11 protein-coding genes are annotated in these 17,394 nt (G+C 57.4%); 8 read left to right on the top strand and 3 right to left on the bottom strand.

The features are described 5' to 3' along the window. Positions 1-45: 45 nt before the first annotated feature. The gene (locus ACNA1V_RS02360; RefSeq protein WP_415831973.1) at positions 46-2,682 is read right to left on the bottom strand and encodes a [protein-PII] uridylyltransferase; all 2,637 of its coding nucleotides are present in this window, start codon (positions 2,680-2,682) and stop codon (positions 46-48) included. A gap of 179 nt (positions 2,683-2,861) precedes the next feature. Beyond that, positions 2,862-5,522, bottom strand: coding sequence for a FepA family TonB-dependent siderophore receptor (locus tag ACNA1V_RS02355; RefSeq protein ID WP_415831972.1), 2,661 nt, complete (start codon positions 5,520-5,522; stop codon positions 2,862-2,864). A 141-nt stretch (positions 5,523-5,663) separates the two neighbouring features. On the opposite strand from ACNA1V_RS02355, the gene ACNA1V_RS02350 reads away from it, so the two are divergent. Further along, entirely contained in the window at positions 5,664-6,080 is a 417-nt protein-coding gene (locus ACNA1V_RS02350) for a helix-turn-helix domain-containing protein (protein ID WP_415831971.1), read from the top strand. Positions 6,081-6,128: 48 nt separating this feature from the next. Here the strand turns inward: ACNA1V_RS02350 and ACNA1V_RS02345 are convergent, their stop codons facing one another. Continuing rightward, positions 6,129-6,605, bottom strand: coding sequence for a hypothetical protein (locus tag ACNA1V_RS02345; protein WP_415831970.1), 477 nt, complete (start codon positions 6,603-6,605; stop codon positions 6,129-6,131). Between the two features lie 319 nt (positions 6,606-6,924). Between ACNA1V_RS02345 and ACNA1V_RS02340 the strand changes: the two genes are divergently transcribed. The 7 genes from ACNA1V_RS02340 to pyrH all read left to right on the top strand — a co-directional run bounded on the left by ACNA1V_RS02340 (position 6,925) and on the right by pyrH (position 17,374). After that, complete coding sequence (locus ACNA1V_RS02340; RefSeq protein WP_415831969.1) at positions 6,925-8,199, top strand: hypothetical protein; 1,275 nt, start codon at positions 6,925-6,927, stop codon at positions 8,197-8,199. A gap of 159 nt (positions 8,200-8,358) precedes the next feature. After that, positions 8,359-11,010 carry a hypothetical protein gene (locus tag ACNA1V_RS02335; protein ID WP_415831968.1) on the top strand — a complete coding sequence of 884 codons (2,652 nt, stop codon included), beginning with the start codon at positions 8,359-8,361 and terminating at the stop codon, positions 11,008-11,010. 312 nt (positions 11,011-11,322) lie between these two features. Next, positions 11,323-12,858 (top strand): hypothetical protein, encoded by a 1,536-nt coding sequence (locus ACNA1V_RS02330; RefSeq protein ID WP_415831967.1) that lies wholly within the window; start codon positions 11,323-11,325, stop codon positions 12,856-12,858. A 550-nt stretch (positions 12,859-13,408) separates the two neighbouring features. Then, positions 13,409-14,428: an RpnC/YadD family protein gene (locus tag ACNA1V_RS02325; RefSeq protein WP_415831966.1), complete on the top strand. Its 1,020-nt coding sequence runs from the start codon at positions 13,409-13,411 to the stop codon at positions 14,426-14,428. Positions 14,429-14,672: 244 nt separating this feature from the next. Continuing rightward, a complete protein-coding gene (gene rpsB, locus ACNA1V_RS02320) occupies positions 14,673-15,434 on the top strand; it encodes a 30S ribosomal protein S2 (protein WP_415831965.1) in 762 nt (253 codons plus the stop codon). A 111-nt stretch (positions 15,435-15,545) separates the two neighbouring features. Continuing rightward, complete coding sequence (gene tsf, locus ACNA1V_RS02315; RefSeq protein WP_415831964.1) at positions 15,546-16,418, top strand: translation elongation factor Ts; 873 nt, start codon at positions 15,546-15,548, stop codon at positions 16,416-16,418. A gap of 239 nt (positions 16,419-16,657) precedes the next feature. Continuing rightward, positions 16,658-17,374, top strand: a complete 717-nt coding sequence (gene pyrH / locus ACNA1V_RS02310) for a UMP kinase (protein WP_415831963.1) — start codon at positions 16,658-16,660, stop codon at positions 17,372-17,374. Positions 17,375-17,394 lie beyond the last annotated feature (20 nt).

Below are 17,394 nucleotides of genomic sequence, written 5' to 3'. Positions count from 1 at the left end.
CAGAACGATCAGGGCGGGCCTGGATAGCGCCACGCAGTGCGCAGCTTAACGCGTGCCGGGAAGCTCCAGTGCGGTTTCCTGTGACCGAGTATGAGAGCGGCCACCCAGCATATCCAGTAAATCACGTTCAAAACGCATCTGGCTGCGCGGGCTTTCCAGCGTCGCCCCGTCAATGACAAAAATATCTTCGACGCGTTCCCCCAAAGTCATGATTTTCGCTGTCTGAAGGTTGATTTCGTGCCTGCTGAATACCTGGGCCAGATCATGCAACAGGCCCGGACGATCGGCGGCTACCAGGCTCAGCCGCCAGGATTGGCTGCGCTCGTCGGGCTGCAATTCGATATGGGGCCGCAAAGGGAAGGCTTGCGACCGGCGGGATTGCCGCAATCTGCCATGCAGCGAGCATGACGGGGCCGCCAAGTCTTCATGACGCCGACGCGACAGCCAGGCGGTCAGTTCCTTTTCCACATGGCGTGCTTGGGCTTGCAGATCATGTTCCGGAAAGGCAGACAGGACGATGAAACTGTCCAGTGCCCAGCCCTGGCGTGTCGTATGGATGCGTGCGTCCTGAATGCTGAAATTGCTGGTATCGAAGTAAGCGCACAGGGTCATGAACAAATCATTGCCGTCGGGCGTATAGACCAGGATCTGCAGGCCTTCGTCACCGGTGGCGGGGCGTGCCCGGACAATGCTTTGCGTATCGGCAACGTGGTCATGCAGCTGAATGGCGTGCCAGGCAATTTCATCCGCGTCGTGTCGCAGGAAGTAGGCAACATCCAGTTGCCGCCAGAAATTCTCCCGCGCAGCATCGGGCAGCCCGGCTTCCTGGGTGATGGCGATGGCAGCCTGGCGCCGGCGTGCCAAGGCGGCGTCGATATCGCCGGGATCCTTGCCGCCGAGCGCTTCGCGGGTGCGGTAGTAAAGGTCTTCCAGCAGTTTGCCTTTCCAGGCGTTCCAGACCTTAGGGCTGGTGCCACGGATATCCGCAACGGTTAGCAGGTAAAGCGCCTTAAGGCGTCGAACGGAGCCAACCTGCTGGGCAAACGCCCGGATGACCTCTGGGTCTGACAAGTCCCGTTTCTGGGCGACGGTGGACATCAGCAAATGCTGTCTCACCAGGAATTCCACCAGTTCGACATCTTCGCCATCCAGGCCGTGATCGATGGCAAAGCGCCGGACATCGCGCGCCCCCAGTTCCGAATGGTCGCCGCCCCGGCCTTTGGCGATATCGTGGAACAGGGCTGCAACATACAGCAGCCAGTGTCTGTCCAGCGTCGCGATCAATTGGCTGGCCAGGGGGTATTCCTGGGCATGCTCGGCCATGGTGAAACGCCGAAGGTAGCGGATAACCGCCAACGTATGCTGATCGACCGTATAAACGTGGAAAAGATCATGCTGCATCTGGCCGACAATGCGGCGGAATACCGGCAGATAGCGTGGCAGGATATTCAGCATGGTCATGGCACGCAGCGCATGCACGATACCGCGAGGTTGCTGCAGTATCTGCAGGAACAAGCGACGATTCACCGGGTTGCGCCGGTATTGGGCGTCGATGCGGTCGCGGTTGTGCCAGATCGCCCGCAAGGTTGCGGCGGTCATGCCGTGAAGCTCGGGGTGTTGTTGCAGGCAGAGGAAGGCGCGCAGCAGCAGGGCGGGCTTGCGTTCAAACGCATCATGACGACGAATGGCCAGGCGGCCGTTTTCATTGCTGAAGTCTTCGTCTATCGGAACCGACAGCTGGCCAATGGGGGGAAACAGGCGCTGTTCGATGTTCAACACCAGAATGGTGTTGAGCTGGGTCACCAGCCGCGCCGCCCAATAATAACGCTGCATCAGGACTTCACTGGCCCGACGCATGCCATGGGCACCAATGCCATAGGCCTCGGCCAGTTTCGCCTGGTAATCGAACAGCACCCGGTCTTCGCGGCGGCCAGCGATCAAATGCAGTTCGATACGCAGTTCCTTGAAGGCCAATTCTGCGCGCCGCAAATCGCGGGCCTCGGTGTCGGTCAGCAGGCCATTGCGTGCGATGGCGCGCCAGTTGTCGCCAAATCCTCCCGCTTTCGCCATCCAGAGAATGACCTGCAGGTCACGCAGCCCCCCGGGAGATTCTTTGCAATTGGGTTCAAGGGCGTAAGGCGTATCCTGATAGCGGCTGTGCCGCTGTTCCATTTCCAGTTGTTTGTCCTGGAAGAAACGGCGCGGATCCAGTTGTTGCTGGATGGCCTCCTCGAAGCGGCGCATCAAGGGACGGCTGCCCAGCAGAAAGCGGGATTCCAGCATGGAGGTTTCAATGGTGATGTCGCTGGCCGCCTCTTTGCAGCATTCTTCGACGGTACGCACGCTGTGCCCAGGCTCCAGGCCTATGTCCCAAAGTGCCGCCACCCAATGAGCCAGCTTTTCCTCATCCTCGGCGCTGGCCGCCTGAGGAAGCAGCAGCAATAGATCCACATCGGAAAAAGGATAGAGTTCGCCTCGTCCATAGCCACCGACTGCGGCAAGCGTTGCATCCGCAGGCAAGGGGCATACCTTTGCCAACGATCGCAAAGCCTGGTCAACAATCAGCCGGAGCTCATGCAGCAGATCATCGGGGCGACGATGTTCGCGGTAAGACGCAATGGCAGCAGCGCGCCTGGCGAGCAGGCGTTCTTTGATCGAAGACAGGTCAGGTTGGGCAGGCATGGTGGCAGATTCCGAGCGCGACATGCCTGTCATCATAAAGCAGCCCGGCCAGCGGGTTTGGCCCGGAATTACCTCAATCGGCTGCAGACTTGAAGAATTCCCGGGCCTGCACCAATAGGCCGCAGCGATGCGCCGGTGCAGTGCGTTTTCTGCTTCAATGCGGTGCAGCCGGCGGCCTGTTAGAACCGGGCATTGAGGCCCATATAGAAAGCGCGCCCAGGTTCGTTATAGGTGTTGGCACCAGCGCCACGAACCGATGCCAGGTTATAGCTGTTTGCATTGCCCAGGCGATACAGGCGACGATCCAGCATGTTCTTGACGCCTGCGGACACCGTCATGTAGCGGCTCCAATCATAGGAGGCGGCGAAGTCCAGGATCATGTACGCCCGACGGTCGTCGCGCCCCAGATCTTGCGCGAAGTAGCCGTCTCCCACGTTGTGCTCATTGAGCTGTGCGGGCTTCTGCTTGCCATAGAAGCTGCCGGTGACAGATAGCATCAGCGCCGGGCTGGCTTGCCAGCTCAGATTGCTGACCAGGGTGTATTTGGGCAGCACGGCGATCAGGTCGGAGGCCCTGCCTTCGTTGATGGTGTTTTCGATCGCCGCAGTGTAATAGGCGTTGCTCAGATCCTTGTCAAAGGTCTCGAAGCGATGCATGTAGCTGAACGCGTTGTTCCACTGAAGCGTATCAGTGATGTCCCATTGAACGGAGCCTTCCAGGCCTTCCAGCAAGGTCTTGCGGACATTGACCCAGCGATAGATGTCGATACTGAGCAGATCCAGCAGGCCGTCAGGCGTATAGGTATTTTCCGAATGCCGCCGGTTGGTGCCGGCTTCGATGCGATTGCGGTAATCATTGTGGAAGTAGGTCAAGGTGCCGGACAAGCGCTCGCCTTGATAGGCCAGGCCAAGTTCCAGATTGATGCTTGCTTCGGGCTTGAGCTTGTCGTTGCCTTGCAGGAAGCAGGGTGAGCGATATACCTGTTCCTGGCCGCTATAGGAGCGGCGTTGCAAGTGGAAGCAACCATTGCCATTGCTGTAAAGCAGATAGTCGGGGTTCAACTGGTACAGGTTCGGCGCCTTGTACGTCTGGCCAACACCGGCATGCAGCGTAAAACCGCCGCCCACTTGCTGTTGCAGATTGAGCGATGGGCTGATGGCGCTCTCGATCAGGCTGTGATGATCGTAGCGCACGGCCGGGGTCAGCAAGGCGCCTGCCCAGGGTTCGATTTCATCGGACAGGAAAACGGACCAAATAGATGCGGCGCTATGTGGGCTGCGCGCACGGTCAGGGTCAAATCCAGGGACATTGAAACTGAACTTGAGGTTCTGCAGGCTTTGCGACATGGATTCGGGGTCGGTCAAGCGGCTGTGCTGGTATTCGATGCCGGCCGTCAAGAAATGCGACATGCCCAGCAGTGCGAAAGGCCGGGACCATTCACTTTTCAGAGTGGTGCTGCGCAGGCTGCTGCGGGTGCGCGAAGTCAGCGCCTTTTGGCTGATGCTGGTGGTACTGGACAACAGGGAGCCGGCACCACCGCCAGCCAGGCCTTCGACCAACCGGTCGATATCGGTATCTTCTACCTGCACGAAGCTGCGCAAGCTGGCATGATCCCAGCGGATATCATGGCTCAGGGAGTAGGCCTTGCGCGTCGTGCTGTTGGTCGTCTTGCCCAGCAGATCAGAGACATCCGTCCCCATGTAGTACACCTGTTTGCCGCCATACTGGCTGTAACGCGGGTCTTTGAATCCATCGATGACGATCTGGCCATTCTGAATATTGTTGTAGGCAGATTCGCCGGAATAGAGATTGTCCTGCCGGCCATAGGTAAACCCGGCAGCCACGGTTTGGCTGGCCGATGGGTGCCAGCTCAACAGGATATCGCCATCCTTGTTGACCAGGCCTTCCCGGCCTGCGGTAAAGGTTTTGACGTAGGAGTAGTAGCCCGTACGGCAATGGTTGCCATAGACGTCGCAATGCGTACCTTTGAGCAGTTCGCTGCGGTCGCCCTCATGTTCGCGATTGATATCCCAGGCATCTTCCTCGATGCGGTTGTAGTTGCCGTACAGGCGTAGCGAGAGTGTGTCCGATAACGGACCCATCAGGCTGAAGTTGTAGCGCTGCCCATCGCCTTCCTTGCCATCCTGCGGCCGTGTGTGCGTGGTGGAAAGCGAGGTATTCCAGGTGTCACCGGCTTTCCTGGTGATGATGTTCACGACGCCTCCTGCGGCGCCATTGCCATAAATGGCCGCCGCCGGCCCGCGTATGACACGAATCGACTCGACCATTTCTGCTGGCACCCAATTGGTGTCACCCCGTGTATTGCGATCGCCGCGCCATCCCATGCGTACAGCATTGCGACTGAGCACAGGGCGGCCATCAATCAGGATCAAGGTGTTTTCCGGCCCCATGCCACGCAAGGATATCTGCCGCTTGTTGCCATACTGGCCCGAAGTCGAAGCCGTGGTGAGGGCTGCGCCGGGTTGCTTGCGGATGATCTCGGCCAGGTCGTTGGTCACTGGCATCTTGCGGATGTCCTCGGAAGAAATGACGGACTGACCAGTCGTCTGGCGCCGCTGATACAGCCCTTCGACGGTGACGCTGTCCAGTTCCGTCACGCCGTGATTCGAGGTGACGCCCGATACCGCAGGATTGGCAGGGTTAGCCGGTGTGTGCTCGGGCTGGATCGCTGAAGGTAAATCGGTGACGGTTTCAGGGTCCGGCACGACAGCTTGTGCCCGAACCTGTGAGGTCGCGCTGAGCAGCGTTGCAGCAGTGAGCGCCGCCAGGGTGTTGAGCAGGGGAGTGGCTGACGGCGCCAGGGAAGTGGTGGATGACATATTGGCCTGGAACGGTTTCTTAACTGAATTGCGTTCCCCATGCTATCGGAATAATGATTATCATCCAATCGCCATTGCGGCTTTTGTTCCTATCAGAATCCCGATATCAATAATTTCGGAAATTTCGATCAGGATTCCGATATGACCAAGTTTGGACAACGCCTGCGCGACGCCAGGCTGGAAGCGGGCTATTCGCAAAAACAGGCGGCCGATCGTGCAGGCATGGCGCAGTCCACGTTGTCTGCGCTTGAAACCGGCGAGCAGCCGACCTCGACCTTCATTCCGCGCCTGGCGACGCTGTATCGCGTCCCCATACGTTGGCTGCTCGATGGTGTCAGGAACGAGGAAGAGGGCGCCAGCAGCCGTTTGCCTCTGACACCGGAGCAGGATGACCTGCTGGATCACTATGACAGCGCGAGTGAGGCGCAGCGCAGGCTTGCACAATTGGTATTGCGCCGTTCCAAAGAACCTGTGCCCGCATGGGCCGAGCCATTGGCCGGCATCGTGGATGGCTTGGTGGCCGCAGTTGAGCGTACGTCCACGGGCAAGACGGAATAATTGCAAACCGGCGGTCGTGGCCGGGCAGGTGACTGCCCGCCCGGTACGCTATGGCGCCGGCGTGTCAGGCGACGACTGGCGATAGAAGGGCATGCCGGGATGCACGGTATCCCCCAGCGACGGCAATTTGAAAGGCAAGGCTGGATCTTGGCCTTGTGCCGTCAGTATGCCTGCAACCGCCCACTGAGCCATGCTATTGAAGAAACCTTCGGCATGGCCGAAATTCATGTATGGCAGCAGCAATGGCCCGGCCATGCGCAGCGCGGTATAGGCTTCTTCCGGGTCGTGGCGCGCCAGTTGCACGATTTCGTCGAACCAGTTTTCCCCGATGCCATAGTGCGCATGCCACTCGCCGGCGCGCTGAGGCACCATCCAGTTGATCAGCCGTCCGCCGGCATCTCGGCGGGTAAAGGACAGGTCATCCCGGCTGCGTATCTGGCGATTGGCAACTGGCATGTCCAGGGCTTTCGCTGGTAAAACTTTGCGCTGGCAGGGACGCAAGGAGGGCGAAGAGGGCTTGATCATGATGGTTTCTTTGCCGGAAGGAAGATAGTCCTGCCGCAGAGCGGCGCGAGTGGATAGCTGCATAGACGGCGGCATGGTTCAGGCCTCAATGACTGGTTTTGTATCCAGTATATTTCTGTTTGGCCGTCCGCCAACGCCGCCCCTAAAAGCCCGGAGTTTTCTCACCTCGCATTAGCGTCGAAGCAGCGAGTTTTCCCGTTTTTTGTTGATAATCGTTTTTACGATTGGATTAATCAATCGTAATAATGATAATGCATTTCGTTGTGACGTCCGTAGGCCGGATCCGCCTGCGGCTGGAAATCCTTTTGGAGAACTCGAAATGTCTTATTTCACCCGGTTGGCGCTTGCCAGTGTGGCGGCAGTGGCTCTATATGGCTGCGGAGGCGGTGGCGATAGTGATACCGCCAACCCTATCGGGCCGGGTACGGAGGAACCGGGAAAACCGGAACCAGAAGCCCCTGTCAGTGTGGGTGCCTGCAAAAACGTTGTTGGCAATTGCGTCGAGCAACTGGGGGTGGGGAATATCAGCAAGCTGGGGGATTGGACGCTGGATTCTTATATTAATCCGCCGAAGCTTGTGACATGCGGAGAGGATTGCATTCCTGCGGATTTAAATATCTATGCCCCTTTTGTTTATCCTGATGGATATTATGAAATGCCATATCCTGCTTTAAAGACAGCAGGAATCCCATTTTTTTATGAAACGCGGGACTCCGCATTGAAGCTTGATGAGTCAGGCCGTGCCTTCGTCGCAGATTACGGTGCCATATTAGTAGGCTATCCGCGCGTTCAAAGAAAACAAAATGAATCAGAAGGGGTAAATGAAACCTACCTGAATTTACCTTTCATCATCCTATCGCAAGATGTTAGGCAATTATCACGGACCCCTAGTGTATTTCGGGATGGCTGGGCAATTGATGAGGCTATCTTATTCAAAACTGATGCAGCCGACAATTCACGGGAAGGGTATTCATTGTATGGGCGTTATTTTACCCAGGGTGATTGGAATAATAATTATTCTGGCAGCAATGGAACCGACTTCTCTCTGGGAGATTTTGTATATACAGGCTTTATGATTTACGACTCTGATGTACTGGAGGAAACAAACAAAACTTACCCCATGATGTGTCAGAATCGTTTTTCCATTGCGAAGAAAGGTACCAAGGTGCCCAATGTACGTACGGAAAGCATGCAATGCCTGGTTCAATGGAAGGAAAATGATTGGTTTGTCATCAATGTGCCAACTGAAACAACAATCAATAATCCCAGCCTGGCGGAAGGCGTGGCCTTTCTTAATGAATATATTCAGAATGCTGCACAAGACCCGAACACCGATCGTTACATTTCATTGGTGACAAAAAAATATACGGACATACAGGAACAATGGGCGGCCTACGAGGCGGTGGACATATCGAATCTATCCAGTCTGGCAACTTATACAAAAAATGCCGTCTGGTCCTATACCGGAAGACACAATTCGTTGACATTCGGCTCGGCCAGGCACTGGATGCAATCCGTGACCAATGAATTGAACAAGCGTTATGACCCTGAGTTGAGCCTGGAGCAAGGCCGACTGGTACCACGGATGCACTAAGCAGACGCAGGCCGGAAGGCATCGGCCTTTCGGTATCAGGCGCCGCTTGCCACGGTGGCTACAGCGGTGCACGGAGAATACAAAATGGTTCATCTTTCTCTGCCGGGGCGTGTGCGGTCGCGTGCCCGGCGGCTCGGCACACCTGAATGGCTTTCCTCCATGGCTTACTTGAGCGACAAGGCCCGCTTGCAGCCAAATTTCAAACGATCCATGGGCCTTCTGCTGGTCTGCTGCTTATTGCAGGCTTGCAGCGTCAGCGATCCAGAGAATAACGATCTGGCCATTGAAAGCTCGCAGTATGAAGGTTGGCACAGTGTCTTTGAGCCCAGGGATCTTTACGATGCCCAGGGCGTGGCGCGCGCTTACGAACTCAGCTTCGATGAAGAAGATGCAGGCCGTCCCATCGAATTTTCAAAAACTGGCAGCGGCAAGGTAGAAGGCGTCCGGGAATATGCCGGACTGCCGGGATTGGTCTATACGCTGTGCGGATCCAGTACCCGCGTCAACTCGACAACGGCAAAGCAGAACGCCATATTGGCCTATGGTCCGCCGATTGCCGCGGGTGACTTGCCGCCGGACTTTACCTTGGCCGACCCTTTGCTGGTCAGTTGCGACGATGCGGCGGCCTTGAGCACCGAAGACAGCGGCTACCTCGGCCGCCGCATTACCAATGTTGCCGGCGTATTGAAATTCGGCAGTTATGCCATAGACGCGGATGGCCGTTATTCAGGCAGCTACGGTTATGAAAACCGCGGCCAGAACAGTGGGTATGTGCAGTTTTACCGCCATCCGCAAAGCGGCCAGCTGGCAGCCGTCATCTCCATGCATTATCTGGACAGGGGCAGCAGTAAATTCGGGCGTGTCGTGCTGTTCGACCAGGGGCAGGGCGCGCAGAGTGCCGGTGTCAGTAATCGCTATACCAGCGGTTATCAATCCTGGAATGCGCAGCTGCAACGCACCTTGCTGGATTATCACCCGGTGCTGGGTGCTGATCGGCAGCCATTGGGCTATATGCTGGAACACGCCATGGAACCCTTGTCGCCCACGCGGCTACCCGTGGGGAGCGATGCCAGCTATGCCCAGGGAATTGCTGATATCGCATATGTGGCCTGCAGCCAGCCGGCCAATTATTTGGTGGCGGACCCTGGCCAGCCTGCGCTGGCGGATAATCAGGTGTTCTATCTGCGCCATGCTCAGGCACTGGCGCCACAAGCGGCAGCTGTCGCTGATGCAAATCTGGCGCGTGCGCTGGACGGCTGCCAGCCTGGCAATGAAATGGCATTGCAGGTGAAGGTAAGCAACCAGCGTACACAAGTCCTCATTGGTCAGCAAAAAAGCTATGACGTTGCTGAGGATGGCAGCTTCGGGGATGCCGCTGCGTCTGGCAAAGTGCGCCTTTTCCATAACCGGCAAGGCCATTTGCTGGCTCTATACCGCTACCGTGATGCTTCAGGCAGCCATGTGGGGCTGCGTACCAATGCACCCGGTGAAATCGTGTCCACCGATTTCACCCGGACGCCTCATTGGCATTCCGTGGAGGCAGACGGCAGCAGCAAGCCCTACGCGGCGGCACGGCGCTTCAACAAGCTGGCCTGGTTCCGGCCCCAGGATGAGACAGGTGAGTTTCGCCGAGTGACGCGCAGCGTGGCCTACAAGGATGTGGCTTTTGCCGTGTGCGACATGGATACCATGATGAGTGACTGGCCGCTTGAAATGGACAGCCAGCTGGATGCCAATACCACCTTTTTGCTGCACGATAGCTTGCGCAAACTGGATGCGGCCGGACGGCTGGGGCGTAGTACCAAGGATGTCCGGCATGTGATGAATACCTGCAACCGGATAACGACCAACCTGGACTTGACCTTCGAGGTCGCGGACGGCGCGGTATATGCCGTGCTGAGCGGCATAGGCACACCGCTGAAAAGTCCGCTAGATGCCCAGGGCAATTTCAATCGCAATGGGCTTTCGGGCCACGCGGATTTCTATCTGGATGAAGACAACAGCCTGGTGATCGCCTATGCCTTTCATCTGAATGACAAGGCAGGTGGTAAGTCCGGCCGGGGTATTGCTCTGGAGAGCGCACCGGCCGCCCATGGGCAACAGAATGCCGTCTGGCAGCAGACAGATGGTCCGTGGGCCGGGACGTTTACGTCTGGAAATAGTTATGTAGCGCTTGCACATGCCAGTAATGCTGCGCCGATGAAAACCCGCATCGGATGGCCAACGCGCATCAACCGATATGCTTATTTGCCGCGAGACGTCATGGCTTGGCAAGGGGTCGCAGGGCAGGCCTACTTTTTATGCGAAGACTATTTCTATGTAGATGGGGCGTACCGCAATAGGGACACCGGAGACTTTCATCCTGGTTACAACATGGATAACGCCGCTGAGTTTCGTCGCGACATGCCGCATCTGATTGTGCGCGGGCTGATCGTAACCGGCGAAGTGCTGAAGTACAGATTCACCAATCTGTCATTCAACGATTTTGCATTGACGCGCTCGGTGCAAGCCTGCCGGCATAGTGACAATCCGGCTGGAGCTGCGGGTGTTCAGGCCTACGGCTATGAGAACGGCGCGTTTTATGCTCGCAACCATCAGGGAGTTCAAGCGGGCGGCAATCGCGGCTTTTCCTTCACCAGCGGTTGGGGAGAGGGCGGACATGCCGATTCCGCCTTATTCCTGACCGATACCAACGAAGCCGTCATGGCGTACCGCTATTACCTGGATTCGAAAGATGGATCAAAAGGGGTGGCATATGGCCTGATGTTCGGCTCTGACGCATTGGATGCGCCTGTGCTGGGATCGGACTGAACGCCTGTTAGGTATTTCTGAAAACCTTGGCGCACATGGAAGCAGGTTTGGGGCCGCCAAGCCTGCTTCTGGCGGTCAGACCATCTTATTAAAGTAAATTCTTCAATAACCTGCCCTGTATCAGTGCCTTCCAATACTTCTGGTTTATAAAATGATAAAAATACGACTCATTGTTATTTTTATCTATATCGGCATCCCCCCGCCTGACGGATATCAGTCGGATGCCATGGCAGCAGCCGCAGTCCCGTCGGCGGACGGAGTCAGGCCCGCCTGTTTCCCGGCATGGTGTTATCTCTCTATGGAGCAGTCATCATGAAGGTCATGAATTGCAAGGCAGTGGTTCTATCCGTATTGGCAGGCTTGCTGGCGGCAGGTGGCGCCCAGGCAGGCATCACCAAGGTAGGCAAGGTCTATTCCGGTGCCAAGCCGGCGGATAAGCCTTACCAAATGGTGCACGTGGGCAGTGAAGTAGGAAATGGCATGGGGAATGCCGTCTATGTCGCGTTTTTTGCGACGCGTGCGGATGATCCGGGAAATACAGCTCCGCGGCTGGACGAGGACAATATTCTTCAGCCAGCGCCAAATACAGAGGAGGGCTTTGCGTATGACATTACCGGTTATCCCGCCTTCTTGCGTATTCCAGACAGTGCCAACGATGCCAGCCAGACGCAGCTATGGGCATTTCCGGCATGCGCGCCGTATGTATTGCCGACAGCCAGCGAGCGCCAGCTCTTCCTGAAGCGAGTGGAAATTCTGGAGGAATTTGGTCCCCAGCCTCGCCCTGTTAATCCGGCTCGTCCTGATTGGAATGCCAGCACCTGGACAGCCTTTCTCCAGCCACTGCATGGCATGGACTACTCCGCCAGCCGTGGCGAACTGGTTGGCGGCCTGACCTTCCTGGGTAAAGTCCTGCGCTGGAACCTGAATTCGCCGGGAACGATGGCCAGCGCCAGCGGGGTATGCAACCCGGACTCCCTGGCCGTGGGGCAAATCACCCGCAGCCGGCTGATCAAATACAGTCCGGATAGCGCCAAGGTCATTGCTGCCTTGCGGGGTGATGAAGAGGATATTCATGATCCCAACGCCTTGCTTGAACTCAAAAAATTCAGCCCAGATCTGGTGGATGGTGTGACGAATCTGTTGAACCCCAGCGTCGCTCCAGTCATTCCCAATGCGACCAGCGGTCACGCGATCTATGTCACGCCTCATGCCACTTACACCGGGGGCAGTGGCTTCCGGCGCATTACGCTGAATAATGGAACGCCTGACGATATCGTGGACTTCAGCTTCGCGTCGGGCAGCGCGCCGACCCAGCCCATCAGTTTCCTGAATATGGTGGTGCAGGAAAATGCCAGCGGTGAGCCGACGCGCATCTATGCCTTGAACAGCCGCGATTGGGATCCGGATGAATTGATGACGGTTCCGGATGCTCCTGATGCAAGTACGCTGGCTGCCTACCAAAGCGCTTTTGCAACGGCTGCGGCAGCATTCGGCGCTGGCTTGTACATCTATGATGTCAGCGCCTACGACCCGGTCAATCAGGAATATGTCCTGACCAAAGTGACGGATATTCCTGCCGTGCAGCCGGTAGAACTGGTGCTTGATGGCAACCGCCTGTTCTTCAACGACCGTATCGGGCAGGAAATCGTGGAAGTGGATGTCTCTCTGCCCATGCCTGCCAGGGTCGGCGCGCTGGCAACGGAATGCCTGAGCAGCAATCTGATCAAAGGGGCGGGCAATACCTTGTACCTGACCTCGATCTGGTCAGAGCAGCTGTACAGCGTCGGCGGTACGCTCAATGGTGCTGCATGCAACGCCGTCGAGAAGTACAGCTACACCACTCACTGACGTTGACATCCCCAACTGGCGACCTTACCGGTGGCCAGTTGGGTGTTGTGGCTTTGTCGCCCTGTGTGCGCCGTACGGTTGGGTTGAAGGCAGACCCAATCTGTACGACAGTGGTGGCTTCCGTTCAATTGGGCCGTCGGCGCCAGATGTGCTGATTAAGTCACGCCCCAGGATAGGCAAAAGCATGATGCGAGATTAGGCTGGCAAGCAATCTCTCACGGAGTTTGCCATGTACGTTGCTGGCGTGTCAGAACCCGAGTTTCTGGATCGTCATGGGTTATGGTCGAGCATGCAGAAGTACCGGTTTGAGCGCATCGGGCGCTTGTCGGACATGCAAGACCAGGAACGTATTTGGAAAAGACAGGGTCCTTGTCTGGGTCTGGAGCCGGATCCCGTTCCCTTGTTGTTTTTCCGAGGACAACAGCCGCCACCGTACGGTGTTGATGCAGCACGCGTGCCTTTGGCTCATGACCTTGATGATCCCACCAGTCATGCCAGGGCATCGGGGCAGTTGCATTGTGAGGCGGAAAGGCTGCTCCAGGAAATCCCCGTGGTCTCGCGCGTGGATGCTGATGGCCGCTGGAAAGACGCGCTGGATGTGTATTTCCAGCATTGTGTCTCATTGCTGTGGCCCGCTCTGCACGCTCTGATAGATTGGAGCCAATCTCCAGTGTTCCTGGATAAGGAGCTGAAGAGTCTGATGGCAGGCAGGCGACGCAATCGCCGCTACGTGGACAAGTTGTTGGCCGTGCGTTTGTCCAGCGGTGAGGGCGTGTCCCTGTTGCTGCACCTGGAGGTTCAGGCACGACTGCAGGCCGGGTTCAGCGAGCGTATGTTCGAGTATTTTGTTCGCTTGCGAGAAAAATACCCTGAGCAGCCGGTTGTGCAGCTAGCCGTCATTACGCGTGGCCGGCCGGTGATGGAGCGCTTGCGATACCAGTACGTCCCGCTGGGAGAGAATTTTCTTAGCCTCGATTTTTCACTGCCGATGCTACATTTGCAGAGCTGGCGCGGGCGTGAAGAGGAGTTGGCGGCACAGGCGCAACGGAACCCATTTGCCTGGTTCATGCAGGTGGAACTGGAGGCGACCCGGCAAGCGACGCCGGTGGATCGCCTGCAACGTAAAGTAAGTTTGCTGCGGCAGCTATACGCTCATGGCTACGACCCGGCGGATTTTCATCGGCTATTCGCCTTTCTGGATAGTGCGATGGTTTTACCGCCTGTGCTGGATCTGCAGTTTGTCCAGGCATTTCAGCAAATCGAAACCCAGGGAGTCTCAAGCATGGCATATCTGACCAGTGTTGAACGAGTTGCAATAGGACGCGGGCGTTTGGAAGGCCGGGTTGCCGGCAAAGCAGAAGGTAAGATCGAAGGCAAAGTCGAAGGTAGGGTCGAAGGTAGGGTCGAAGGACTGCGGGAAGCTGTACGTTGCTTGCTGGAGCAACGCTTTGGCAGCTTGCCTGAAAACGTCCTGGAGCAGTTGGGGGCCATGGATCAGGCGGGCCTGCAGGATTGCCTGACCCGTGTTATCAGTACCCGTTCCCTCGAAGAATTGCTGCCGCGGCATTGATGCGTCTGAGCGCTTGCCGTGTACCCTGTATTGCTGCTTGAAGCAACGCCCTAAAAAATAGTAGAATAGCGGGCTTGCCCAATTTTTCCATCAGAACGGGCGGCGGCGTTTGTCAACAAATGCCGCGAGGTGTTCTGAAATCGCGTGTCGTACCACCTGGGTGCTGCGCAGTCCTCAACTCGGCGAATTCGCCAAGGGGCGCGTGGTGCAGGTGCGGCGCCAGTCCAAACCCTAGGAGATTCATATGTCCATCAGCATGCGCGATATGCTCGAAGCCGGTGTCCACTTTGGCCACCAAACCCGTTACTGGAACCCCAAGATGGCTCCGTACATCTTCGGCCATCGCAACAAGATTCACATCATCAACCTGGAAAAGACGGTTGAGAAGTTCCAGGAAGCTGAAAAGTTCGTGCGCCAGCTGTCCGCCAAGGGCGGTACGCTGCTGTTCGTCGGCACCAAGCGCGCTGCGCGTGAGCTGGTGGCCGAAGCTGCAGAGCGCAGCGGCTCGCCGTACGTTGACAGCCGTTGGCTGGGTGGCATGCTGACGAACTTCAAGACCGTCAAGACCTCGATCAAGCGCCTGAAGGAAATGGAAGTCCTGGCAGCCGAAGGCGGCCTGGAGCGTCTGAGCAAGAAGGAAGGCCTGCTGTTCCAACGCGAACTGGACAAGCTGAACAAGTCCATCGGCGGTATCAAGGATATGGGCGGCCTGCCTGATGCTCTGTTTGTCATCGACGTTGGCTACCATAAGATCGCCATCGCCGAAGCACGCGCCCTGGGCATCCCGGTGGTGGCCGTGGTCGATACCAACCACTCGCCGGACGGTGTGGACTACGTCATTCCTGGCAATGACGACTCCGCTCGCGCCATCGCCCTGTACTCGCAAGTCATCGCTGACGCCGTGCTGGCTGGCCGCGAACAGCGCCTGAGCGGCCTGGTCGAGGAAGTGGCTCAGGCTGACGAAGAATTCGTCGAAGTGCAGGAAGAAGGCTCGGAAGAAGCCTAATTGCTGTCACGCCGTCTTCCTGGTTCCCGGGAAGACGGGCCGTCGGCCTGATGGGCATGGCTGGCGCCGGTTCCACGAGAGCCGGATCAATCAATCGAATCTGGAGTAGAAATGGCTGAAATTACCGCTGCGATGGTCAAGGAACTGCGTGAAAAGACCGACGCCCCGATGATGGAATGCAAGAAGGCGCTGACGGAAGCCGCTGGCGATATGGCCCGCGCTGAAGAAATCCTGCGCGTCAAGCTGGGCAGCAAGGCAGGCAAGGCCGCTTCGCGCGTGACCGCCGAAGGCTTGCTGGGCCTGAACATTTCGGCTGATGCCAAGCGCGGCGCGCTGGTTGAAGTCAACTGCGAAACCGACTTCGTGGCCAAGAACGACGACTTCGTCGCGTTTGTTGCCAAGGTTGCAGAGCTGGTGGCTGACAAGAACCCCGCCGACGTCGAAGCCCTGTCGGCTCTGCCGCTGGATGGCGAAACCGTTGACAGCGTGCGTACCGCCCTGATCGGCAAGATCGGTGAAAACATCACGATCCGTCGCTTCGTGCGCAAGGAAACCCCGAACAAGCTGGCCAGCTATGTGCACAGCGGCCGTATCGGCGTTCTGGTGGAATTCGACGGCGCCGAAGAAGTGGGCAAGGATGTCGCCATGCACATCGCCGCTACCCGCCCGCAAGCCCTGGATGCCGATGGCGTTCCTGCTGAGCTGGTCGCCAAGGAGCGTGCCGTCGCTGAGCAGAAGGCTGCCGAATCCGGCAAGCCGGCAGAAATCGTTGCCAAGATGGTCGAAGGCTCGATCCAGAAGTACCTGAAGGAAGTCGCGCTGCTGTCGCAAGTGTTCGTCAAGAACGACAAGCAAACCGTCGCTCAGATGCTGAAGGAAAAGAACGCTGCAGTGAACAGCTTCACGCTGTTCATCGTGGGCGAAGGTATCGAGAAGAAGACGACCGACTTCGCTGCTGAAGTTGCTGCTGCCCGCCAGGGTTAAGCAAAACGACAGGCTGTCGATCCGGTGCGCACGCGCCGGGCGGCAGCCTGTTTTTTTGGCATGTTGCCAAGCCTGGGCCGGACGGCGGTTCCAGTGAGTCCTCAGGCACGTTCAGCATAAGGTCCTTGCGTCTTTCTGCCAGAATTTGTCGCCAGCCGTAAAATTCCACGCTGCCTACGGGCAGCGTTTGCACAAACAAAGCTAAAATTCCGCCGAGCCGCTTCCAGGGAGTCATGGTGATGAGCAGTACAGCATATAAACGGGTTCTTCTTAAACTGTCCGGTGAAGCGCTGATGGGCGAAGATGCCTATGGCATCAATCGCGCCACCATCGTCCGCATGACCGAGGAAATCTCCGAGCTGGTTTCCATGGGCGTGGAGCTGGCCATCGTTATCGGTGGCGGCAATATCTTCCGCGGTGTTGCGCCCGGTGCTCAAGGCATGGACCGCGCCACGGCAGACTACATGGGCATGATGGCGACCCTGATCAACGCGCTGGCCTTGCAGGATGCCATCAAGAATCGCGGCATCGACGCCCGCGTGCAATCCGCGCTGCGCATCGACCAGATCGTCGAGCCTTACATTCGTCCGAAAGCCTTGCGCTACCTCGAAGAGGGCAAGGTCGTGATTTTCGCGGCAGGCACGGGCAACCCGTTTTTCACCACCGACACAGCCGCTGCCTTGCGCGGCGCCGAAATCGGTGCGGAAGCCGTTCTCAAGGCGACCAAGGTAGATGGTATCTATACTGCGGACCCCAACAAGGATCCCAATGCCACGCGCTTCGCGACCATCAGTTTCGACGAAGCCATTGTTCGTCGCCTGGAAGTCATGGATGCAACGGCATTTGCCTTGTGCCGTGACCAGAAGCTGCCGATCAAGGTGTTTTCAATCAATAAGCCGGGCGCGCTCAAGCGCGCTGTGAGCGGCGCAGACGAAGGTACGTTGGTACACGTCTGATGCCCGGCCTGGCGCAACGC

Origin of the sequence: Kerstersia similis (genome assembly GCF_965139615.1) — a bacterium.
GTDB lineage: Bacteria > Pseudomonadota > Gammaproteobacteria > Burkholderiales > Burkholderiaceae_B > Kerstersia > Kerstersia similis.
Note: the sequence above shows the minus strand (reverse complement) of the source record. Positions and strands in the feature narration are given on the sequence as shown.